The following is a 16,694-nucleotide window of genomic DNA, read 5'->3' as shown; positions in this document are numbered from 1 at the left end:
GGCTTGCGCCGTGCCCTTTCGCATTGCTGTCGCCTGGTCTCAGCTATAGATCTCGAACAGGCCGGCGCCGCCCTGACCGCCGCCGATGCACATGGTGACGACGCCCCACTTGGCCTTGCGGCGGGCGCCTTCCTGCAAGAGGTGGCCGGTGAGACGGGCGCCGGTCATGCCGAAGGGATGGCCGATCGCGATCGAGCCGCCGTTGACGTTGTACTTGGCGGGATCGATGCCGAGCTGGTCGCGGCAGTACAGGCACTGGCTGGCAAAGGCCTCGTTGAGCTCCCACAGATCGATGTCGTCGATCTTGAGGCCGGTGCGCTTCAACAGCTTCGGAATCGCGAACACCGGGCCGATGCCCATCTCGTCGGGCTCGCAGCCGGCGGTCGCCCAGGCGACGAAGCGGCCGAGCGGCTTCAGCCCGCGCTTCTCGGCGTCCTTGGCTTCCATCAGCACCACGGCGGCGGCGCCGTCGGAGAGCTGGCTGGCATTGCCGGCGGTGACGAACTTGCCGGGCCCCTTCACCGGCTCGAGCTTGGCGAGACCTTCCAGCGTGGTCTCGGGCCGGTTGCACTCGTCGCGGTCGACGACGTAGTCGACGATGCTCTCGGCCTTGGTCTGCTTGTCGACGACCTTCATCCTGGTCTTCATCGGGACGATCTCGTCCTTGAACTTGCCGGCCTGCTGCGCCGAAGCCATGCGGCGCTGCGACTCCAGCGAGAACTCGTCCTGGTATTCGCGGCTGAGCTTGTAGCGCTCGGCGACGATGTCGGCGGTGTCGATCATGGCCATGAAGATGTCGGGGGCGACCTTGAGCAGATCAGGATCGACCGATTCCTTCGGCGTGCCGCCGCCGGGGATCGAGATGCTCTCGACGCCGCCGGCGACGATGCAGTCGGCACCGTCGGAGCGGATCGAGTTGGCGGCCATCGCGATGGTCTGCAGCCCCGAGGAGCAGAAGCGGTTGACCGAGACGCCGGCCGTGGTCTTCGGCAGGCCGGCGAGCAGCGCGGCCTGGCGCCCGATGTTCGGCGCGCCATGGGCGCAATTGCCGAGATAGCAATCCTCGACATAGTCCTTGTCGACGCCGGCGCGGTCGACCGCGTGCTTGATGGCATGGGCCGCGAGCGACATCGGCGGCGTGATGTTGAACCCGCCGCGGCCGGATTTCGCGAGGCCCGTGCGCGCATAGGAAACGATGACGGCTTCACGCATGTGTTTCTCCCTGATCGAACGATTTTGAACGGAGCGTAGTTACGAGGCGTTCTGGGCGCCATTGGTACACAAAGTCAGCAGATCGCGGGAAAATAAAAACGCCGCCCCCGGTGATGGAGGCGGCGTTGTTCCGCGGGTCGGAATATCAATGTGAGCGTCAGGCGTGGATGGCCGGGACAAGCCCGGCCATGACGACGGTGAGCGTTCAGAACGTCAGTGCCTTGACCTGCTTGACCTGCGGCAGCGCCTGCACCTTGGCGAGCAGGTCGGCCGGCACCGCGCCATCGACCTCGACGAGGGCGATGGCATCGCTGCCGGGCGCGACGCGGCCGAGATGGAAGGTGGCGATGTTGAGCTTGGCGTCGCCGAGCAGGCTCGCGAACCTGCCGATGAAGCCCGGCTTGTCCTCGTTGGTCACGTAGATCATCGACTTGCCGAACTCGGCGTCGACCCGGATGCCCTTGATGTCGACGAGGCGCGGCTTGCCGTCGGCATAGACGGTGCCCGAGACCGACCGTTCCTGCCGCTCGGTGGTGACGGTGACGGTGATCAGGCTCTCATAGTCGCTCTGGGCGGCGCGCACGATCTCGTCCACCACCATGCCGCGCTCCTTGGCGACGACGGGCGCGGACACGACGTTGACCTCGCCCAGCATCGGGCGCAGCAGGCCGGACAGCACGGCCGAGGTGATCGCCTTGATCTTCATCTCGGCGACGTGGCCCTCGTAGGTGATCTCGACCTTGAGGATGCCGCTCTCGGTGAGCTGGCCGGCGAACGAGCCGAGCTTCTCGGCGAGCGAGATGAACGGCTTCAGCTTCGGCGCTTCTTCCGCCGTGATCGAGGGGAAGTTGACCGCGTTCGAGATCGCGCCGGTGAGCAGATAATCCGACATCTGCTCGGCGACCTGGAGCGCGACGTTCTCCTGCGCTTCGGTGGTGGAGGCGCCGAGATGCGGCGTGCAGATCACGTTGGGATGGCCGAACAGCACGTTCTTGGTCGCGGGCTCCTCGACGAAGACGTCGAAGGCGGCGCCGGCGATGTGCTTGGAGTTGAGCGCATCGACCACCGCCTGCTCGTCGACGAGGCCGCCGCGGGCGCAGTTGATCAGGCGCACGCCCTTCTTCATCTTGGCGATCGCGGCCGCGTCGATGATGTTCCTGGTCTTCTCGGTCAGCGGCGTGTGCAGCGTGATGAAGTCGGCGCGCCTGAGCAGGTCGTCGAGCTCGACCTTCTCGACGCCGATGTCCTTGGCGCGCTCCGGCGACAGGAACGGGTCGAACGCGATCACCTTCATGCGCAGGCCGAGCGCGCGGTCGGCGACGATCGAGCCGATATTGCCGCAGCCGACGACGCCCAGCACCTTGCCGGTGATCTCGACGCCCATGAAGCGGTTCTTCTCCCACTTGCCGGCCTGGGTCGAGGCATCGGCCTGCGGAATCTCGCGGGCGAGCGCCAGCATCAGGGTGATGGCGTGCTCGGCGGTCGTGATCGAATTGCCGAACGGCGTGTTCATCACGATGATGCCCTTGGCCGTGGCGGCGGGGATCTCGACGTTGTCGACGCCGATGCCGGCGCGGCCGATCACCTTGAGGTTGGTCGCCCTCTCCAGGATCTTGGCGGTCGCCTTGGTCGCCGAGCGGATCGCAAGCCCGTCATAATTGCCGATGATCTCGGCGAGCTTGTCCTTGTCCTTGCCGAGATTGGGCTGGAAGTCGACCTCGACACCGCGGTCTTTGAAGATCTGAACGGCAGCGGGCGAGAGCGCGTCGGAGATGAGAACTTTGGGTTTGGTCATGGGGATGTGTCCTTCACCGTCCCTGAGAGGATCGGCCCGAGGGCCGGAAATGCGTGAGTGACTTGGAAGCGTCTTGCTCTCCCTCTCCCCGTTCTTACGGGGAGAGGGCTGGGGTGAGGGGCAGCCACAGGCGAGGTACTCGTGGAGAGAGCCCCTCACCCGGATCGCTGCGCGACCCGGCCTCTCCCCGTAAGAACGGGGAGAGGCGAAGAAAACTCACGCCGCCTTGGGCAGAGCGGCCTTGGTTTCGGCGAAGGCCCAGTCGATCCACTGCGTCAGCAGTTCGACATCCTTTGCTTCGACGGTGGCGCCGCACCAGATGCGCAGGCCGGCCGGCGCATCGCGGTAATAGGCGAAGTCGAAGCCGGCGCCTTCCTTCTCGACGAGGGCGACCAGCTTCTTGGAGAACTCGGCTTGCGCGTCCTCGGACAGCGAGGTGATCGCGGGATCGGTGAATTTGAGGCACACCGAGGTGTTGGAGCGGATCGAAGCGTCCTTGGCCAGGAAGTCGATCCAGGGCGTCTTCGCCTTCCAGTCGGCGAGCACCTTGGTGTTGGCGTCGGCACGCGCGATCAGCGCCTTGAGGCCGCCGATCGACTTGGCCCAGTTCAGCGCATCGAGATAATCCTCGACGCAGAGCATCGACGGCGTGTTGATGGTCTCGCCGACGAAGATGCCCTCGTTGATCTTGCCGCCCTTGGTCATGCGGAAGATCTTCGGCAGCGGCCAGGCCGGCTTGTAGGTCTCGAGCCGTTCCACCGCGCGGGGCGACAGGATCAGCATGCCGTGCGCGGCTTCACCGCCGAGCGCCTTCTGCCAGGAGAAGGTGACGACGTCGAGCTTGGCCCAGTCGAGCGGCTGCGCAAAGGCTGCGGACGTCGCGTCGCAGATGGTCAGGCCTTCGCGGGTCGCGCTGATCCAGTCGGCGTTCGGCACCCGTACGCCGGAGGTGGTGCCGTTCCAGGTGAAGACGACGTCGCTCTTGGGATCGACCTTGGAGAGATCGGGGATTTCACCATAGGCTGCGTTGAGCTTGGTGACGTCCTTGAGCTTCAATTCCTTGACGATGTCGCTGACCCAGCCTTCGCCGAAGGATTCCCAGGCGAGCGTGGTGACGGGCTTTGCTCCGAGCAGCGACCACAGCGCCATCTCGACCGCGCCGGTATCCGAGGCCGGCACGATGCCGATGCGGTAATCGGCGGGCACCTCGAGCACTTCGCGCGTCAGATCGATCGCGAGCTTGAGCTTGGTCTTGCCGACCTTCGCGCGATGCGAGCGGCCGAGCGCTGCGTCCTTGAGATTTTGGGCGTTCCAGCCGGGGCGCTTGGCACAGGGGCCGGAGGAGAAATGCGGCACGGTCGGCCGCGAAGCGGGCTTCGCTACAGTCATCGTCTACCCTTCCAGATAGTAAGCCTCCCGTTGGGGGGAGGTGTCCCGCTGCGGCTGATACGGGAATCGGGCAGAGCAGTCAAGGAAGTTCCGGCGTCTCACGCTGGGATGAAGGCGCATCCGGTGCGATATCGGGGGAATCCACGACCGCGAGCGCATTCAGCAGGTCCGTGGCCTCGCTGATCAATTGCGCGGCCCGGCGGCGGCTGCCGACTTTCAAAATGCATTTGTCGTTGGCCTGCACGACGTAATCGTTGCCGACCTTGATCATGGAATAGCTTGTCATCGAAATCCCCGAACCGACCGAGCCCGGTTTCTGACGCTGCCTAGCACCGTTCGTTCCTTCATCAACGTGAACGACCGGCGGGTAGTTTACCGGCTCTTAACACGAACGAATGCGCGCCCTGAATTTGCTGATTGTGCAACGCTCGCGCGATACTGCCTCAAAAGCGGACGGTCATACCGACGTGGCTCGCCGTGAATCCAAGTCGCTTGTAGAAGCGCTGCGCGTCGGTTCGCGTGTGGTGCGTCAGCAATTCGACCAGATTGCAGCCGCGTGCCTTGGCCTCTGCCACCGCCCATTGCACCAATTGCTCGCCGATGCCGCGGCTGCGACAATCGGTGGCAACGCGCACGTCCTCGAGCAGGCCGCGACTGCCGCCTTGCGAGCTGATGCCCGGCAGGATCGCGAGTTGCAGGCAGCCGACCACCCTGCCCTCGCTCTCGGCCACCACGAGCGCGAGGTTCGGATCGCGCTGGACCCGCGCGAACGCGTCGTAATAGGCGGCGGGCAACGGATCCTCGACGCGCTCGCGCGCGCGGCCGAGATGATCGTCTGCCAGCATCGCCACGATCGCGGGAACGTCGTCGCGGCGGGCGCTGCGAATCGAGACGGTGCTCATGTCGAAACTCCAACCTCAGCGCGCCGGCGGAAGACCGAGAAACGCTTCGACGTCGCCGATCCAGCGGCGGACGGAAGCATAGCGGTCGAGGTCGAAGCCGCCTTCGTGCGCCACGCGGGTATAGGCGAGCAGCGAGATGTCGGCGAGCGAAACCGCTTCGCCGGCGAAGAAACGGCTGGCCGCCAGATGCTGCTCCATGCGGTCGAGTGCCGCATAGCCGCGCTTGACCTTCTCGGGGTCGAGCTCGGATGCGTCCTTGCCGAGATAGACGAGCAGGAAGCGGCACACCGCGATATAGGGCTCGTGGCTGTACTGCTCCCAGAACAGCCATTCATCCATCTTCGCTGCCGTAAAGGCGTCGCGCGGAACGAGCGCGCTGTCGCGGGCGAGATAGCGGATGATGGCGTTGGACTGCGCCAGCGTGCGGCCGTCGTCGAACGCGACCGTGGGCACCTGGCCGGCGCCGTTCATCTCGAGGAATTGCGGCGTGCGCGTCTCGCCCTTGCGGGTGTCGATCTCGACCCACCGGTAGGGCAATGCGAGATGATCGCAGACCCACTTCACCTTCAGACAGTTTCCGGAATTGCTGTCGCCGTAGACCTTCATCGCTGCCGCCCCGCTATGGAGCGACAGAGCATCAGGACGGAGCGAAACTGTCAACCGCGGCGCGGCGACCTTGCGTCAGAACTTGTAGCCGAGGCCGGCGCGGACGGTGTTGATGCTGGTGTCGACCTGGGCGGCGAAGCGAATGTATTCGTACTCCGCGCGCATGAACAGGCCGCCGACCAGATTGACATCGACACCGACACCGGCCGTGTAGCCGTAGATCAGGTGACTATGCTGGGCATCGGTCGAGCTCAACGGCGCCAGCGGAGTGTAAATCCCGAACTGGGTCGGACTGACGCGATCCTGCACGTTGACGGTACGTATGATGTCGGCATTGCCGAGCGCGAGACCCCCGAACATGTAGGGCAGGAAGCATCCCCATGCGTAAGCGGCGCGGCCGCGGAACGTTCCGATGTCGCTGATGCTGATCGAAGACGTGGACGTCGCCGTGACATCATGGAAATTGCCGTCTGCCAGAGCGGTGGCGCTGACGCGCCTTTCGCTGGCCGACGTCATCCCCCCGAACTTGCCGTGCAGCCAGCTCACTTCGATGCCCATCACGACATCGTCCCATTGCGCGTTGTAGCCGACGAAGGCGCCGTAACCGGTCGTGCGCTGCGAGGCTTTGCCCAGTCCGAGATTCCACTGGGACACGCCCATCGAGCTCTCGATCAGCGTATCCGCCAACAAGGCTGCCATCATGTTGCTGGTCGAGCCGTTGAAGTTCTCGTCGGACGAGCCATAGCCGGCCTGCGCTCCGATATACGAGCCCTGCCAGTTGACGGCCGATCTCGTCAGCCCGTCGGTGAAGCTGCCGCGCAGGATCGGCAGGTCAGGCATATCGGCCGCGTGCGCGGCATGCACCGTCCCCAACATCGCTGCCGCCAACAATAGCCCACGCATCGCAACGCTCCATCGGACTCGAACTGTTGCGATGATCATGGCCCGTTAACCTTAACCAATGGTTGCGTGAGCCGCCTTCGCCGCTGGCTCGCCATGAAAAATACGCAAAGCAAAACGGCGCGGGTTGCTCCCGCGCCGTTAAGAAAGCTTAAGCGATGAGGCTTGCGATCAGCCTTTGGTGACGAGCGGCGGCGGCGCGTAGACCGGCGGGCTGTTGAGATCCCAGCGCACGCCGAGCTTGACGTCGTGCGAGGTGAGCTCCTTGATCTTGATCGTGGTCGGGCCCGAGGCGCTGTTGTCGAAAAGGCGGTAATTGCCGGGCGCTGCGTCGCCGAGGTTCATGTAGCTGTAGGCCAGTTCGACCGTGAACCCGGGATTGACCTTGTAGGCGAGGCCCGCGTGAGCGGCCCAGGCAAAATTCCACTTTCCGTTGTCGGCGAAGTAGGCGACGCTGTTGTTGAGCAACGGGCTGTACGACACGCCGTCGTCGCGGAAGCCGCTGATCTTGTTATAGGAACCGCCGACACCCGCGCCGATGAACGGAGTGATGCACCACCAGGTGCCGAGATCGACATAGGCGTTGGCCATGACGACCCATTCGGACTTGCTGCCGCTGTAATTATTGGCGCCGACGAAGCCGGGCCCGATGACGTTGTCGGAACCGTGCAGGTTGGCCTTGCCGCGATACTGGCCGATGACGTCGCCGCGGAACCAGTTGTTGAAGCGATAGCCGACGCCGAGACCGAACAGCGGCGAGGAATCGAAGCCGAGGCCTTCCGTCGTCTTCGAATACCCGGCCGGCAGGGCGCTCTCGATGCGCTTGGCGCTCTGGTTGGTCATGCCGATGTCGCCGCGCAGATACCAGCCGCCGAAATCGGCCGGCGGAGCGGGCGGCGCGTACATGGGAGGGGGTGCCGCGATCGGCATGTCCGCGGCGAAAGCCATCGACGAGATCAGGGTTGCCGCACCCGCGGCAAGGAGAGACTTAACGCTACGCATTGGCTTCGTCCTTTTGGCCGGTGAGGCAAATACACAGGCCTCACGTTCTGGAAACTCACGGAGCGGACGATGCCAGCAAATGTTTAAGCGCCACTTAACCCTAATTTTTAAGGTTGATTTTTTCTCACCGCTCGCGTGCACGGCACGTGAGCGTTGCAGGAACGCCGCATCAAGTGCGGCAACTTGGCCGCAATTGCTAACGATCCGTGAACGTGGGCTGCAGCGAGAGAGGGCGCGTTAACGCATGTGCCGCGGCAGCTTGGGCAGGAACACCGCAAGCAGGCCGATCGCCGGCAGATAAGCGCAGACCTGGTAGACGAACTCGATCGAGGTGTGGTCGGCGAGCTTGCCGAGCACGGCGGCCCCGAGGCCCCCGATGCCGAAGGCGACGCCGAAGAACACGCCGGAGATCATGCCGAAACGATGCGGCACCAGCTCCTGCGCGAACACGATGATCGACGACGTCGTCGAGGAGATGATCAGGCCGATGACGATGCTGAGCAGGGCGCTGGCAGCGAGCCCGGCATAGGGCAATGCCAGCGTGAACGGCAGCGCGCCGAGGATCGACATCCAGATCACGATCTTGCGGCCGAAGCGATCCCCGAGCGGGCCACCGAGAAACGCGCCGACCGCGTTCGCCGCCAGGAAGATGAACAGGTAGATCTGCGCGGCCTGCGTCGACACGCCGAAGCGGTCGATCAAATAGAAGATGTAGTAGCTCGACAGGCTCGAGACGTAGAGCTGCTTCGAGAACAGCAGCGCCACCAGCACGAGCAGCGCGACGGCGACGCGGCGCGAGCTCGGCGCGTCGGGATGGGCTTGAACCGCCGCCATCTTCTTCGCCGTGATCTGCGGCGCGTACCAGCGGCCGATGCGCCACAGGATGAGGATCGCCAAGAACGCGATCGAGGAGAACCAGGCAATGCTGCCCTGCCCGAACGGCACCACGATCAGCGCCGCCAGCACCGGCCCCATCGAGGTGCCGAAGCTGCCGCCGAGCTGGAACACCGATTGCGCGAAGCCGTAGCGGCCGCCGGAGGCGAGCCGCGCGATGCGCGCGGACTCCGGGTGAAACACCGCCGAGCCGAGGCCAACCAGCGCGGCGGCGACGAGGATGACGAGATATTGCTGCGCGGCGCTGAGCAGCAGCAGGCCGAAGAAGGTCGAGGCCATGCCGATCGCCAGCGAGTAGGGCTGCGCCTTCTTGTCGGTGTAGTGCCCGACCACGGGCTGCAGCAGCGAGGCCGTGAACTGGAAGGCCAGCGTGATCATGCCGATCTGCGCGAAATCGAGCGCGTAGGTGTCCTTCAGGATCGGATACACCGAGGCGATCAGCGACTGCATGGTGTCGTTGAGGAAGTGCGAGAAGCTGATGCCGGCGAGCACGATATAAGCCGGCCCCGCGGCCTTGGCGGCCGGCGCCACGTCAGCAACGACGGCGGGCTCGGTCAGCGTTTCCTCTGAGACGACGACAGGCTTGTTCAATGCAGCGATCCCGGCGCGGCGAACCGCCGCATCCGCTAGTTACGATGCAAGCGGCGGTCGAACCACCGTCAATCGTCGATGGCTGGGATGCGTGGGTGTTCTCGTCGCTTACCCTCCCCTGGAGGGGGAGGGTCGGCTCATGTTGAGCGAAGCGAGACATGAGACGGGGTGGGGTGACGGTCTCTCCGCATCCCACAGTGCCCGAGTTGGAGAGATCACCCCACCCCGCTCGCGCTTCGCGCGATCGACCCTCCCCCTCCAGGGGAGGGTAAGAAAAACATCAAGCCGCGGCCTGGCCCAGCGCGGTGACGATGGTGTCGACGACGTCCTCGACCAGGATGCGGTCCTCGCCCTCGCCCATGACGCGGATCACCGGCTCGGTGCCGGAGGAGCGGATCAGCAGGCGGCCGTGGCCGTTGAGCCGCTTCTCGCCGTCGGAGATCGCCAACTTGACGTCGGAATCGTCGAGCGGCTTGCCGCCCTTGTGGCGGACGTTCTTGAGGATCTGCGGCAGTGGATCGAAGCGGTGGCAGACCTCGGACACGGGGCGGCGCAGCTTCTGCACCACCGCCAGCACCTGCAACGCGGCCACGAAGCCGTCGCCGGTGGTGGCGTAGTCGGACAGGATGATGTGGCCGGACTGCTCGCCGCCGAGATTGTAGCCGCCGCTCAGCATCTGCTCGAGCACGTAGCGGTCGCCGACCGGTGTGCGGACGAGATCGAGCCCCTGCCCGTTCAGGAAGCGCTCGAGCCCGAGATTGGACATCACGGTGGCGACGATGCCCGGCCGCGACAGCCGGCCGTCTTCCTTCCAGCTCTGTGCAATGACCGCGAGCAGCTGGTCGCCGTCGACGATATGGCCGCGCTCGTCGACCAGGATGACGCGATCGGCATCGCCGTCGAGCGCGATGCCGATGTCGGCGCGCATCTCGCGCACCTTCTTCGACAGCGCTTCCGGCGAGGTCGAGCCGCATTCCTTGTTGATGTTGAAGCCATCGGGCTCGACACCGATCGGCACGACGTCGGCGCCGAGCTCCCACAGCGCTTCCGGCACCACCTTGTAGGCGGCGCCGTTGGCGCAATCGACCACGACGCGCAGGCCGTCGAGCGACAGATCGCGCGGCAGCGTGCGCTTGGCGAATTCGATGTAGCGGTCGTGCACGCCGTCGATACGGCGGGCGCGGCCCAAGCTCGCACTCTGTGCCAGCCGCTTGTCGAGCGATTCGTCGAGCAGCTGCTCGATCTGCCTCTCGACGTCGTCGGAGAGCTTGAAGCCCTGCGGGCCGAACAGCTTGATGCCATTGTCCTCGAACAGATTGTGCGACGCCGAGATCATGACGCCGAGATCGGCGCGCATCGACTTGGTCAGCATCGCGACCGCAGGCGTCGGCATCGGGCCGACCAGAAGTACGTCCATGCCGACCGAGGTGAAGCCGGCGACCATCGCGTATTCGATCATGTAGCCCGAGAGGCGGGTGTCCTTGCCGATCACGACACGGTGGCGGTGGTCACCGCGCTGAAACGCAAGGCCTGCGGCCTGGCCGACCTTGAGCGCGAGCTCCGGCGTGATCAGTCCGTTGGCGCGGCCCCGAATCCCGTCCGTCCCGAAATATTTGCGGCTCATAATCGTCCCCCAACGCAACGATCAGGGAATCCCCTCGACAACCACGGGCTGCCCGAACAGGCCCCGCATCCCTGATTTGCTTGGGGTCTTATAATGCCTGCACGGCTAACTTGGCTTCAAGAAATATGATAAATCATTACGGAACCAGGCCCGCCGCGCTTCCGATAACGTCTTGTTAACACTCCAGTTCCCGAGATAGTGCCGAAATAAGACGGACCGGCCCTAGCTGCTGCGTTTGACGCGGCCATCCTCCCGGCTCGGCGCCGGCTGGGTGACGTTGACGGGGTCGGAGCCCGGAAAGGTCTCTTCCAGCCCCTCTTCCAGCGCTTCCTCGAGATCATGCTTTTCCTTGATCTCTTCCGGTGAAGGTCCGGCGTGCGGCTTGGTCATGGCGGCCTCCTGCAAAACCTTCCGCAAACGATTTGGCTGTGCATCCAACCATGCTAGATGACCTCGAAATCTTCCGATGCAAGCCTCTTAGGTAGCAAGACTTTTGGGTACAAGACGGGCCGGGGAAACGAGCATGAAACATATCACCTGTATCGACGATCTTCGCGCCCTGCATAAACGCCGCGTGCCGAAGGCATTCTTCGACTATTGCGACCGCGGCTCCTATGCCGAGGAGACGCTGCGCGCCAACCGCGAGGACATGCAGGCGATCAAGTTCCGCCAGCGCATCCTGGTCGACGTCTCCAAGCGCGACACCTCGACCACGATCCTCGGCGAGCCCTCGACCATGCCGCTGATGCTGGCGCCCGTCGGCCTGCTCGGCATGCAGCACGGCGACGGCGAGATCCACGCCTGCCGCGCCGCGCAGGCCGCCGGTATCCCGTTCACGCAATCGACCATGTCGATCTGCTCGATCGAGGACATCGCCGCCAGCGTCGAGAAGCCGTTCTGGTTTCAGCTCTACGTCATGAAGGACCGCGGCTTCATCAAGGAATTGATCCAGCGCGCGATCGCGGCCAAGTGCAGCGCGCTGGTGCTGACCGTGGACCTGCAGGTGATCGGCCAGCGCCACGCCGACATCAAGAACGGCATGACGGTACCCCCCGAATGGTCGCTGTCGAAGCTGCTGGATTTCGCCAGCAAGCCCAGCTGGGTCTCCGGCGTGCTGCAGGGCAAGCGCCGCACCTTCGGCAACATTGCAGGTCACGTGAAGAACACCGAGGATCTCAACCGCCTTGCCGAATGGACCGCGTCGCAGTTCGACACGTCGTTGAGCTGGAAGGACGTCGAGTGGGTCCGCAGCATCTGGCCGGGCAAGCTGATCATCAAGGGCATCCTCGACGTCGAGGACGCCGAGGAAGCCGCCAAGACCGGCGCGCAGGCCCTCGTCGTGTCCAACCATGGCGGCCGCCAGCTCGACGGCGCGCCGTCCTCGATCGAGGTGCTGCCCGAAATCGTCGACACCGTCGGTGACAAGATGGAGATCATGTTCGACGGCGGCATCCGCTCCGGCCAGGACGTGATGCGCGCGCTCGCGCTCGGCGCAAAATCCTGCATGATCGGCCGCGCCTATGCCTATGGCCTCGGCGCCGGCGGCCAGGCCGGCGTCGCCAAGGCGATCGACATCATCCAGAAGGAGCTGCTCACCACCATGGGCCTGTGCGGCGTCAACCGGATCGACGAAATCGACGATCATATCATTGCGGTGTGAGCGCGACGGTGCCGTAGGGTGGGCAAAGCGAAAGCGTGCCCACCACCTTTCGCCGAACGAGAAAAGACGTGGGCACGGCGCTGGCGCGCCTTTGCCCGCCCTACGATTGCCCCTCTCACATCGGCGGCGTCAGGCCGTCGCGGCCGACGCTGACGCGGTTGGTCTCGAACGAGCCGTCGGGCAATTGCTTGATGAAAGCGATGACCTTGGCACCTGGCTTCAGTTCGGATTTGTCGCTCGGCACGAAGGTCACCACCGGCGTATCGTCCGCGACGAACACCTTCTTCTCGCCGTCCTTGTACTTGACCAGCAGCGTATGACCGTCATTGCCGACGACGCTTTCCGCCACCGTCGCATTGGTCATGCTGGAGTTGGGCTTGAGGTCATAGGGCCGCGAGCCTTCGCCGGTGCCGCGCATGCTCTCCGGAAACACGTGCACCTCGACGGCGTTCTGGCCGCCGTCCGGTCCCGGCACCGTGGTCGCGCCGACGAAGGAGCCGACCTTGATGTCGGCGAGCGAGATCTTCGTGATCCCTGACACGTTCAGGTCGGGAGCGATGCGGAGCTTGACGTCCTCGCCGCTGCGCGACTTGACCTGCATCGTGTCGCCGTTGACGGCTTCGATGGTGCCGCGCACGCGGGTCGGCACCGGCGCCCTCTGGGCGAAGGCGCAGTAAGTCGATATGGCCACCATCGCGACGGCGATCAGCGGACGGGTGAAGGTTGCGCGTTGAATGGTCATTTCGGTCTCCGATTGTCCCCACGGGGTGGAACTCCGGAGATAGGGTGCTATTCGCTGCGTCCCTCTCAAGTCTTTGTGAGATCGGCCTCGACCAACGCGCGCAACTCGGCCGTGACCTCGGGCCGCCGGCCGAACCACAGTTCGAAGCCGCGCACCGCCTGATGCAGCAGCATGCCGAGCCCGTCGGCGGTCCTCAGGCCGCGCGCTGCTGCGGCAGCAAGCAGCGGTGTCACCAGCGGGACATAGACGAGGTCGGCAACGACGGCCGCCTGCGGCAGGCGCGCAACATCGACATCGAGTGACGGCTGGCCGTGCATGCCGAGCGAGGTCGTGTTCACGAGAAGTTTTGCGCGCGGCAGGACGTCGTTGATGCCATCCCATTTCACGGCATGCACATTGGGCCCGAACTGCCTTGCCAGCGCCTCGGCCCGCGCGACGGTGCGATTGGCAAGATGCACGCACTTGATGCCGCGTTCGAGCAACCCGAACACGACCGCACGCGAGGAACCGCCGGCGCCCAGCACCAGCGCCTCCTCGGCCGCCTCCCAGCCGGGCGCGCTGGCGTCGAGATTGCCAATGAAGCCTTCGACGTCGGTATTGGTCGAGTGCAGCTCGCCATCGGCAAACCACAGCGTGTTGGCCGCGCCCACGGCCCTGGCGCGGGCGTCGGGCGTCGACAGCGCCAGCACGCTCTCCTTGTGCGGGATAGTGACGTTGGCGCCGACGAAGCCGCGCAGCGACAGCCGCAGCACGAAATCGCGCAGGTCCTCGGGCGGAACCGCCTCGATGACGTAGCCGCCTTCGATGCCCAGCGTGCGCAGCCAGTAATGATGGATCAGCGGCGAGCGCGAATGCGCGGCCGGCCATCCGATCAGACAGGCTGCAGGCGTCCTGGGCGCGGTCATTTTTCCCTCGGGGTCGTATTCCGAGGCGATCCATTTCGCGTCGCGCCCGCTCTGTCAAGCGCATGGGCGCCACAGCGCCGCTCAGGCCGGCCGGCGCGGGAAAGCCGTGCCGTCAGCTCGCGGCAGCCTCAGCGCTTGCTCCGCCCTTGATGTCGGCGATGGCGCGCTCGAGACTCGTGCGATAGCGCGCACGCGGCGGCGTCACGCCATGGGTGAGCAGCACGCGGCGGACCGCGGGCGAAGCGCCCGTGATGAACAGCTTGATGCCCTCGCGGTGCGCCTTGGCGGCGACGCGGCCGAGCACATTGGCCGCCGTCGAATCCAGGAACGGCACCGCGGCGAAGTCGACCACGAAGGCCTTGCGCTTGTCGGCGACGGCGTCGAGCACCTCTCCGATCGCGGAGGCCGCGCCGAAGAAGAACGCACCGGTGATGCGATAAACCAGCACGTCGCGGTCGACCGCAAGCGTGGAATCGTAGGGAACGCGGTCGCCATTGCCGTCGTCGGGGCGATCGGCGGCGGCCAGCGGCGTGCGTTCCTCGATGCCCGCCATCTCCGCCATGCGATGGATGAACAGCACCGCGCCGAGCGCGAAGCCGACCAGGATGCCTTCGGTCAGGTCGCGGAAGATCGTCAGCAGGAAGGTCGCGAGCAGCACGACGGCATCGCCCCATGACGAGCGCAGCAAAGTGCCGAACTCATGCTTCTCCGCCATGGTCCAGGCCACCACGACCAGCACCGAGGCGAGCGCGGCGAGCGGGATGTAGCTCGCAAGCGGCGCCGCAATCAGCATGAACAGCAGCAGGAAGACCGCGTGCAGCATGCCCGCGAGCGGCCCGCGGGCGCCGGCGCGGATGTTGGTGGCGGTGCGCGCGATCAGGCCGGTGACGCAGATGCCGCCGAACAGCGCCGAGCCGATATTGGCCGCACCTTGCGCCACCAGCTCGCAATTGGAGCGGTGACGGCGCCCGGTCATGCCGTCGGCGACCACCGCAGACAGCAGCGATTCGATCGCGGCCAGCAGCGCGAACGCGATCGCGTCGGGCAGCACGGCGGTCGCCTTCGCAACCGAGAACGCGGGCAAGGCTGGCGAGGGCAATTCGCGCGGAATGCCGCCGAAGCGCGAGCCGATGGTCTCGACCGGCAGCGAGAACGCCGCGCACACGACGGCCGCGAACACGACCGCGATCAGGATACCGGGCCAGGACGGCCGCCAGATCCGCAAAGCCGCGATCATGGCGATACTGACGACGGCGACCGCGACCGCGGATGGATTGAGGGTATCGAGGCCGCCGGCGAGCGCGAGCAGCTTCGGCACGAATTCGCTGGGCTCCTTGCCCGCGAGCGTGATGCCCGAGAGGTCGCGGAGCTGGCTGGCGAAGATGATCACGGCGATTCCGGCGGTGAAGCCGACCGTCACCGGATAGGGAATGAACTTGATGTAGGTGCCGATCCGCAACAGCCCCGCGGCGATCAGGAACAGGCCCGCCATCATGGTGGCGAGGACGACGCCGTCGACGCCATGGCGCTCCGCGGTCGCAGCGACCAATACGATGAACGCGCCGGCGGGGCCGCCGATCTGGAACCGGCTGCCGCCGAGCAGCGAGGCGATGAAGCCGCCGACCACGGCGGTGTAGAGGCCGCGGTCCGGCGTCACGCCCGAGGCGATCGCGATCGCCATCGACAGCGGCAGCGCCACGATCGCAACCGTCAGGCCCGCGAAGACGTCGGCGCGGAAATCCTCGAGGCCGTAGCCTTCACGCCAGACGGTGACGAGCTTCGGCAGATACAGTTCGGCAAAGGTCGGCTGACGCGGCTGGTGCAGCCGGCCCGCGTGATCGCTTGTGATGCTCATCTCAGCAAATTGCTCCGCTGCCCCTCGATGCTCCGAAGCATCGCGCGTCCCGTGTTGCGACCGTTGCGCTAGCCGATCTTGATCCCGAGCACGATCAACGCCCCGATCATGCTCCGACACGGCGCGGCGGTCCGGGCTCCTTCAGGCGAACGCCACGCCCGCCGCTGTCGCTGCGGACCTGCTCGCCGATCAGCTCGACGCCGGCCCGCTCGAACGCCTCGACCACCTTGATCAGGGTCTCGACCACGCCACGCACATTGCCGGTCGAGGCCTCCATCCGCTGGATGGTCGGCAACGACACACCGGCAAGCTCGGCCAGGGTTTTCTGGTCAATGCCGAGCAGCGCGCGGGCTGCCCGCATCTGGAATGACGTGATCACCGCGGCCTCACTTACCAGCAGCTATAAATGATATCTGAGATGTATACAATGATACAAAATACATCATCAAGCGGCGTGCGCAAGTGGCGGCCCATCTGTCTCCTCCGTCATTGCGAGGAGCTCTTGCGACGAAGCAATGACGGTGGTCTGGGCGCCGGCCTGAATGAGACGCCGCGCTCGCGGAGGCAGCCCCTCACCCGCCCTCTCCCCGCAAGAACAGGGAGAGGGCGTGAGAGAG

The 16,694-nt window shown here is 65.3% G+C and carries 16 protein-coding genes; 1 reads left to right on the top strand and 15 read right to left on the bottom strand.

Annotated features, from left to right (window positions below):
• Window positions 1–39: 39 nt before the first annotated feature.
• The 11 genes from AC066S_RS02840 to AC066S_RS02790 all read right to left on the bottom strand — a co-directional run bounded on the left by AC066S_RS02840 (window position 40) and on the right by AC066S_RS02790 (window position 11,305).
• A complete protein-coding gene (locus AC066S_RS02840; protein WP_126259118.1) occupies window positions 40–1,212 on the bottom strand; it encodes a thiolase family protein in 1,173 nt (390 codons plus the stop codon).
• A 205-nt stretch (window positions 1,213–1,417) separates the two neighbouring features.
• Entirely contained in the window at window positions 1,418–3,007 is a 1,590-nt protein-coding gene (serA, locus tag AC066S_RS02835; protein WP_126259117.1) for a phosphoglycerate dehydrogenase, read from the bottom strand.
• A 216-nt stretch (window positions 3,008–3,223) separates the two neighbouring features.
• Window positions 3,224–4,396, bottom strand: a complete 1,173-nt coding sequence (locus AC066S_RS02830; RefSeq protein WP_126259116.1) for a phosphoserine transaminase — start codon at window positions 4,394–4,396, stop codon at window positions 3,224–3,226.
• Window positions 4,397–4,475: 79 nt separating this feature from the next.
• Window positions 4,476–4,667, bottom strand: coding sequence for a hypothetical protein (locus AC066S_RS02825; RefSeq protein ID WP_235885152.1), 192 nt, complete (start codon window positions 4,665–4,667; stop codon window positions 4,476–4,478).
• A gap of 172 nt (window positions 4,668–4,839) precedes the next feature.
• Window positions 4,840–5,298 carry a GNAT family N-acetyltransferase gene (locus AC066S_RS02820; RefSeq protein WP_126259114.1) on the bottom strand — a complete coding sequence of 153 codons (459 nt, stop codon included), beginning with the start codon at window positions 5,296–5,298 and terminating at the stop codon, window positions 4,840–4,842.
• A 15-nt stretch (window positions 5,299–5,313) separates the two neighbouring features.
• Window positions 5,314–5,904, bottom strand: a complete 591-nt coding sequence (locus AC066S_RS02815; RefSeq protein WP_126259113.1) for a glutathione S-transferase family protein — start codon at window positions 5,902–5,904, stop codon at window positions 5,314–5,316.
• A gap of 75 nt (window positions 5,905–5,979) precedes the next feature.
• Window positions 5,980–6,807 carry an outer membrane protein gene (locus tag AC066S_RS02810; protein WP_478268853.1) on the bottom strand — a complete coding sequence of 276 codons (828 nt, stop codon included), beginning with the start codon at window positions 6,805–6,807 and terminating at the stop codon, window positions 5,980–5,982.
• 168 nt (window positions 6,808–6,975) lie between these two features.
• Complete coding sequence (locus AC066S_RS02805) at window positions 6,976–7,806, bottom strand: outer membrane protein (RefSeq protein ID WP_135170344.1); 831 nt, start codon at window positions 7,804–7,806, stop codon at window positions 6,976–6,978.
• A gap of 237 nt (window positions 7,807–8,043) precedes the next feature.
• Complete coding sequence (locus AC066S_RS02800; RefSeq protein WP_478268852.1) at window positions 8,044–9,291, bottom strand: MFS transporter; 1,248 nt, start codon at window positions 9,289–9,291, stop codon at window positions 8,044–8,046.
• Window positions 9,292–9,571: 280 nt separating this feature from the next.
• On the bottom strand, window positions 9,572–10,915 hold the full coding sequence (glmM, locus tag AC066S_RS02795; protein WP_126259109.1) for a phosphoglucosamine mutase: 1,344 nt from the start codon (window positions 10,913–10,915) through the stop codon (window positions 9,572–9,574).
• A gap of 222 nt (window positions 10,916–11,137) precedes the next feature.
• On the bottom strand, window positions 11,138–11,305 hold the full coding sequence (locus AC066S_RS02790; protein WP_167767622.1) for a hypothetical protein: 168 nt from the start codon (window positions 11,303–11,305) through the stop codon (window positions 11,138–11,140).
• A gap of 133 nt (window positions 11,306–11,438) precedes the next feature.
• Between AC066S_RS02790 and AC066S_RS02785 the strand changes: the two genes are divergently transcribed.
• Complete coding sequence (locus AC066S_RS02785; protein WP_478268851.1) at window positions 11,439–12,575, top strand: alpha-hydroxy acid oxidase; 1,137 nt, start codon at window positions 11,439–11,441, stop codon at window positions 12,573–12,575.
• Window positions 12,576–12,690: 115 nt separating this feature from the next.
• On the opposite strand, the gene AC066S_RS02780 is transcribed toward AC066S_RS02785, so the two are convergent.
• The 4 genes from AC066S_RS02780 to AC066S_RS02765 all read right to left on the bottom strand — a co-directional run bounded on the left by AC066S_RS02780 (window position 12,691) and on the right by AC066S_RS02765 (window position 16,456).
• On the bottom strand, window positions 12,691–13,317 hold the full coding sequence (locus AC066S_RS02780) for a hypothetical protein (RefSeq protein ID WP_478268850.1): 627 nt from the start codon (window positions 13,315–13,317) through the stop codon (window positions 12,691–12,693).
• A 65-nt stretch (window positions 13,318–13,382) separates the two neighbouring features.
• Window positions 13,383–14,222 carry a shikimate dehydrogenase gene (locus tag AC066S_RS02775; protein WP_478268849.1) on the bottom strand — a complete coding sequence of 280 codons (840 nt, stop codon included), beginning with the start codon at window positions 14,220–14,222 and terminating at the stop codon, window positions 13,383–13,385.
• Window positions 14,223–14,334: 112 nt separating this feature from the next.
• Window positions 14,335–16,077 carry a SulP family inorganic anion transporter gene (locus tag AC066S_RS02770; RefSeq protein ID WP_135170340.1) on the bottom strand — a complete coding sequence of 581 codons (1,743 nt, stop codon included), beginning with the start codon at window positions 16,075–16,077 and terminating at the stop codon, window positions 14,335–14,337.
• A 106-nt stretch (window positions 16,078–16,183) separates the two neighbouring features.
• Complete coding sequence (locus tag AC066S_RS02765) at window positions 16,184–16,456, bottom strand: helix-turn-helix domain-containing protein (protein WP_126259104.1); 273 nt, start codon at window positions 16,454–16,456, stop codon at window positions 16,184–16,186.
• Between the last annotated feature and the right edge of the window lie 238 nt (window positions 16,457–16,694).

Source organism: Bradyrhizobium sp. CFUWI (assembly GCF_056429085.1).
This window is presented reverse-complemented; position numbering and strand designations above follow the sequence as displayed.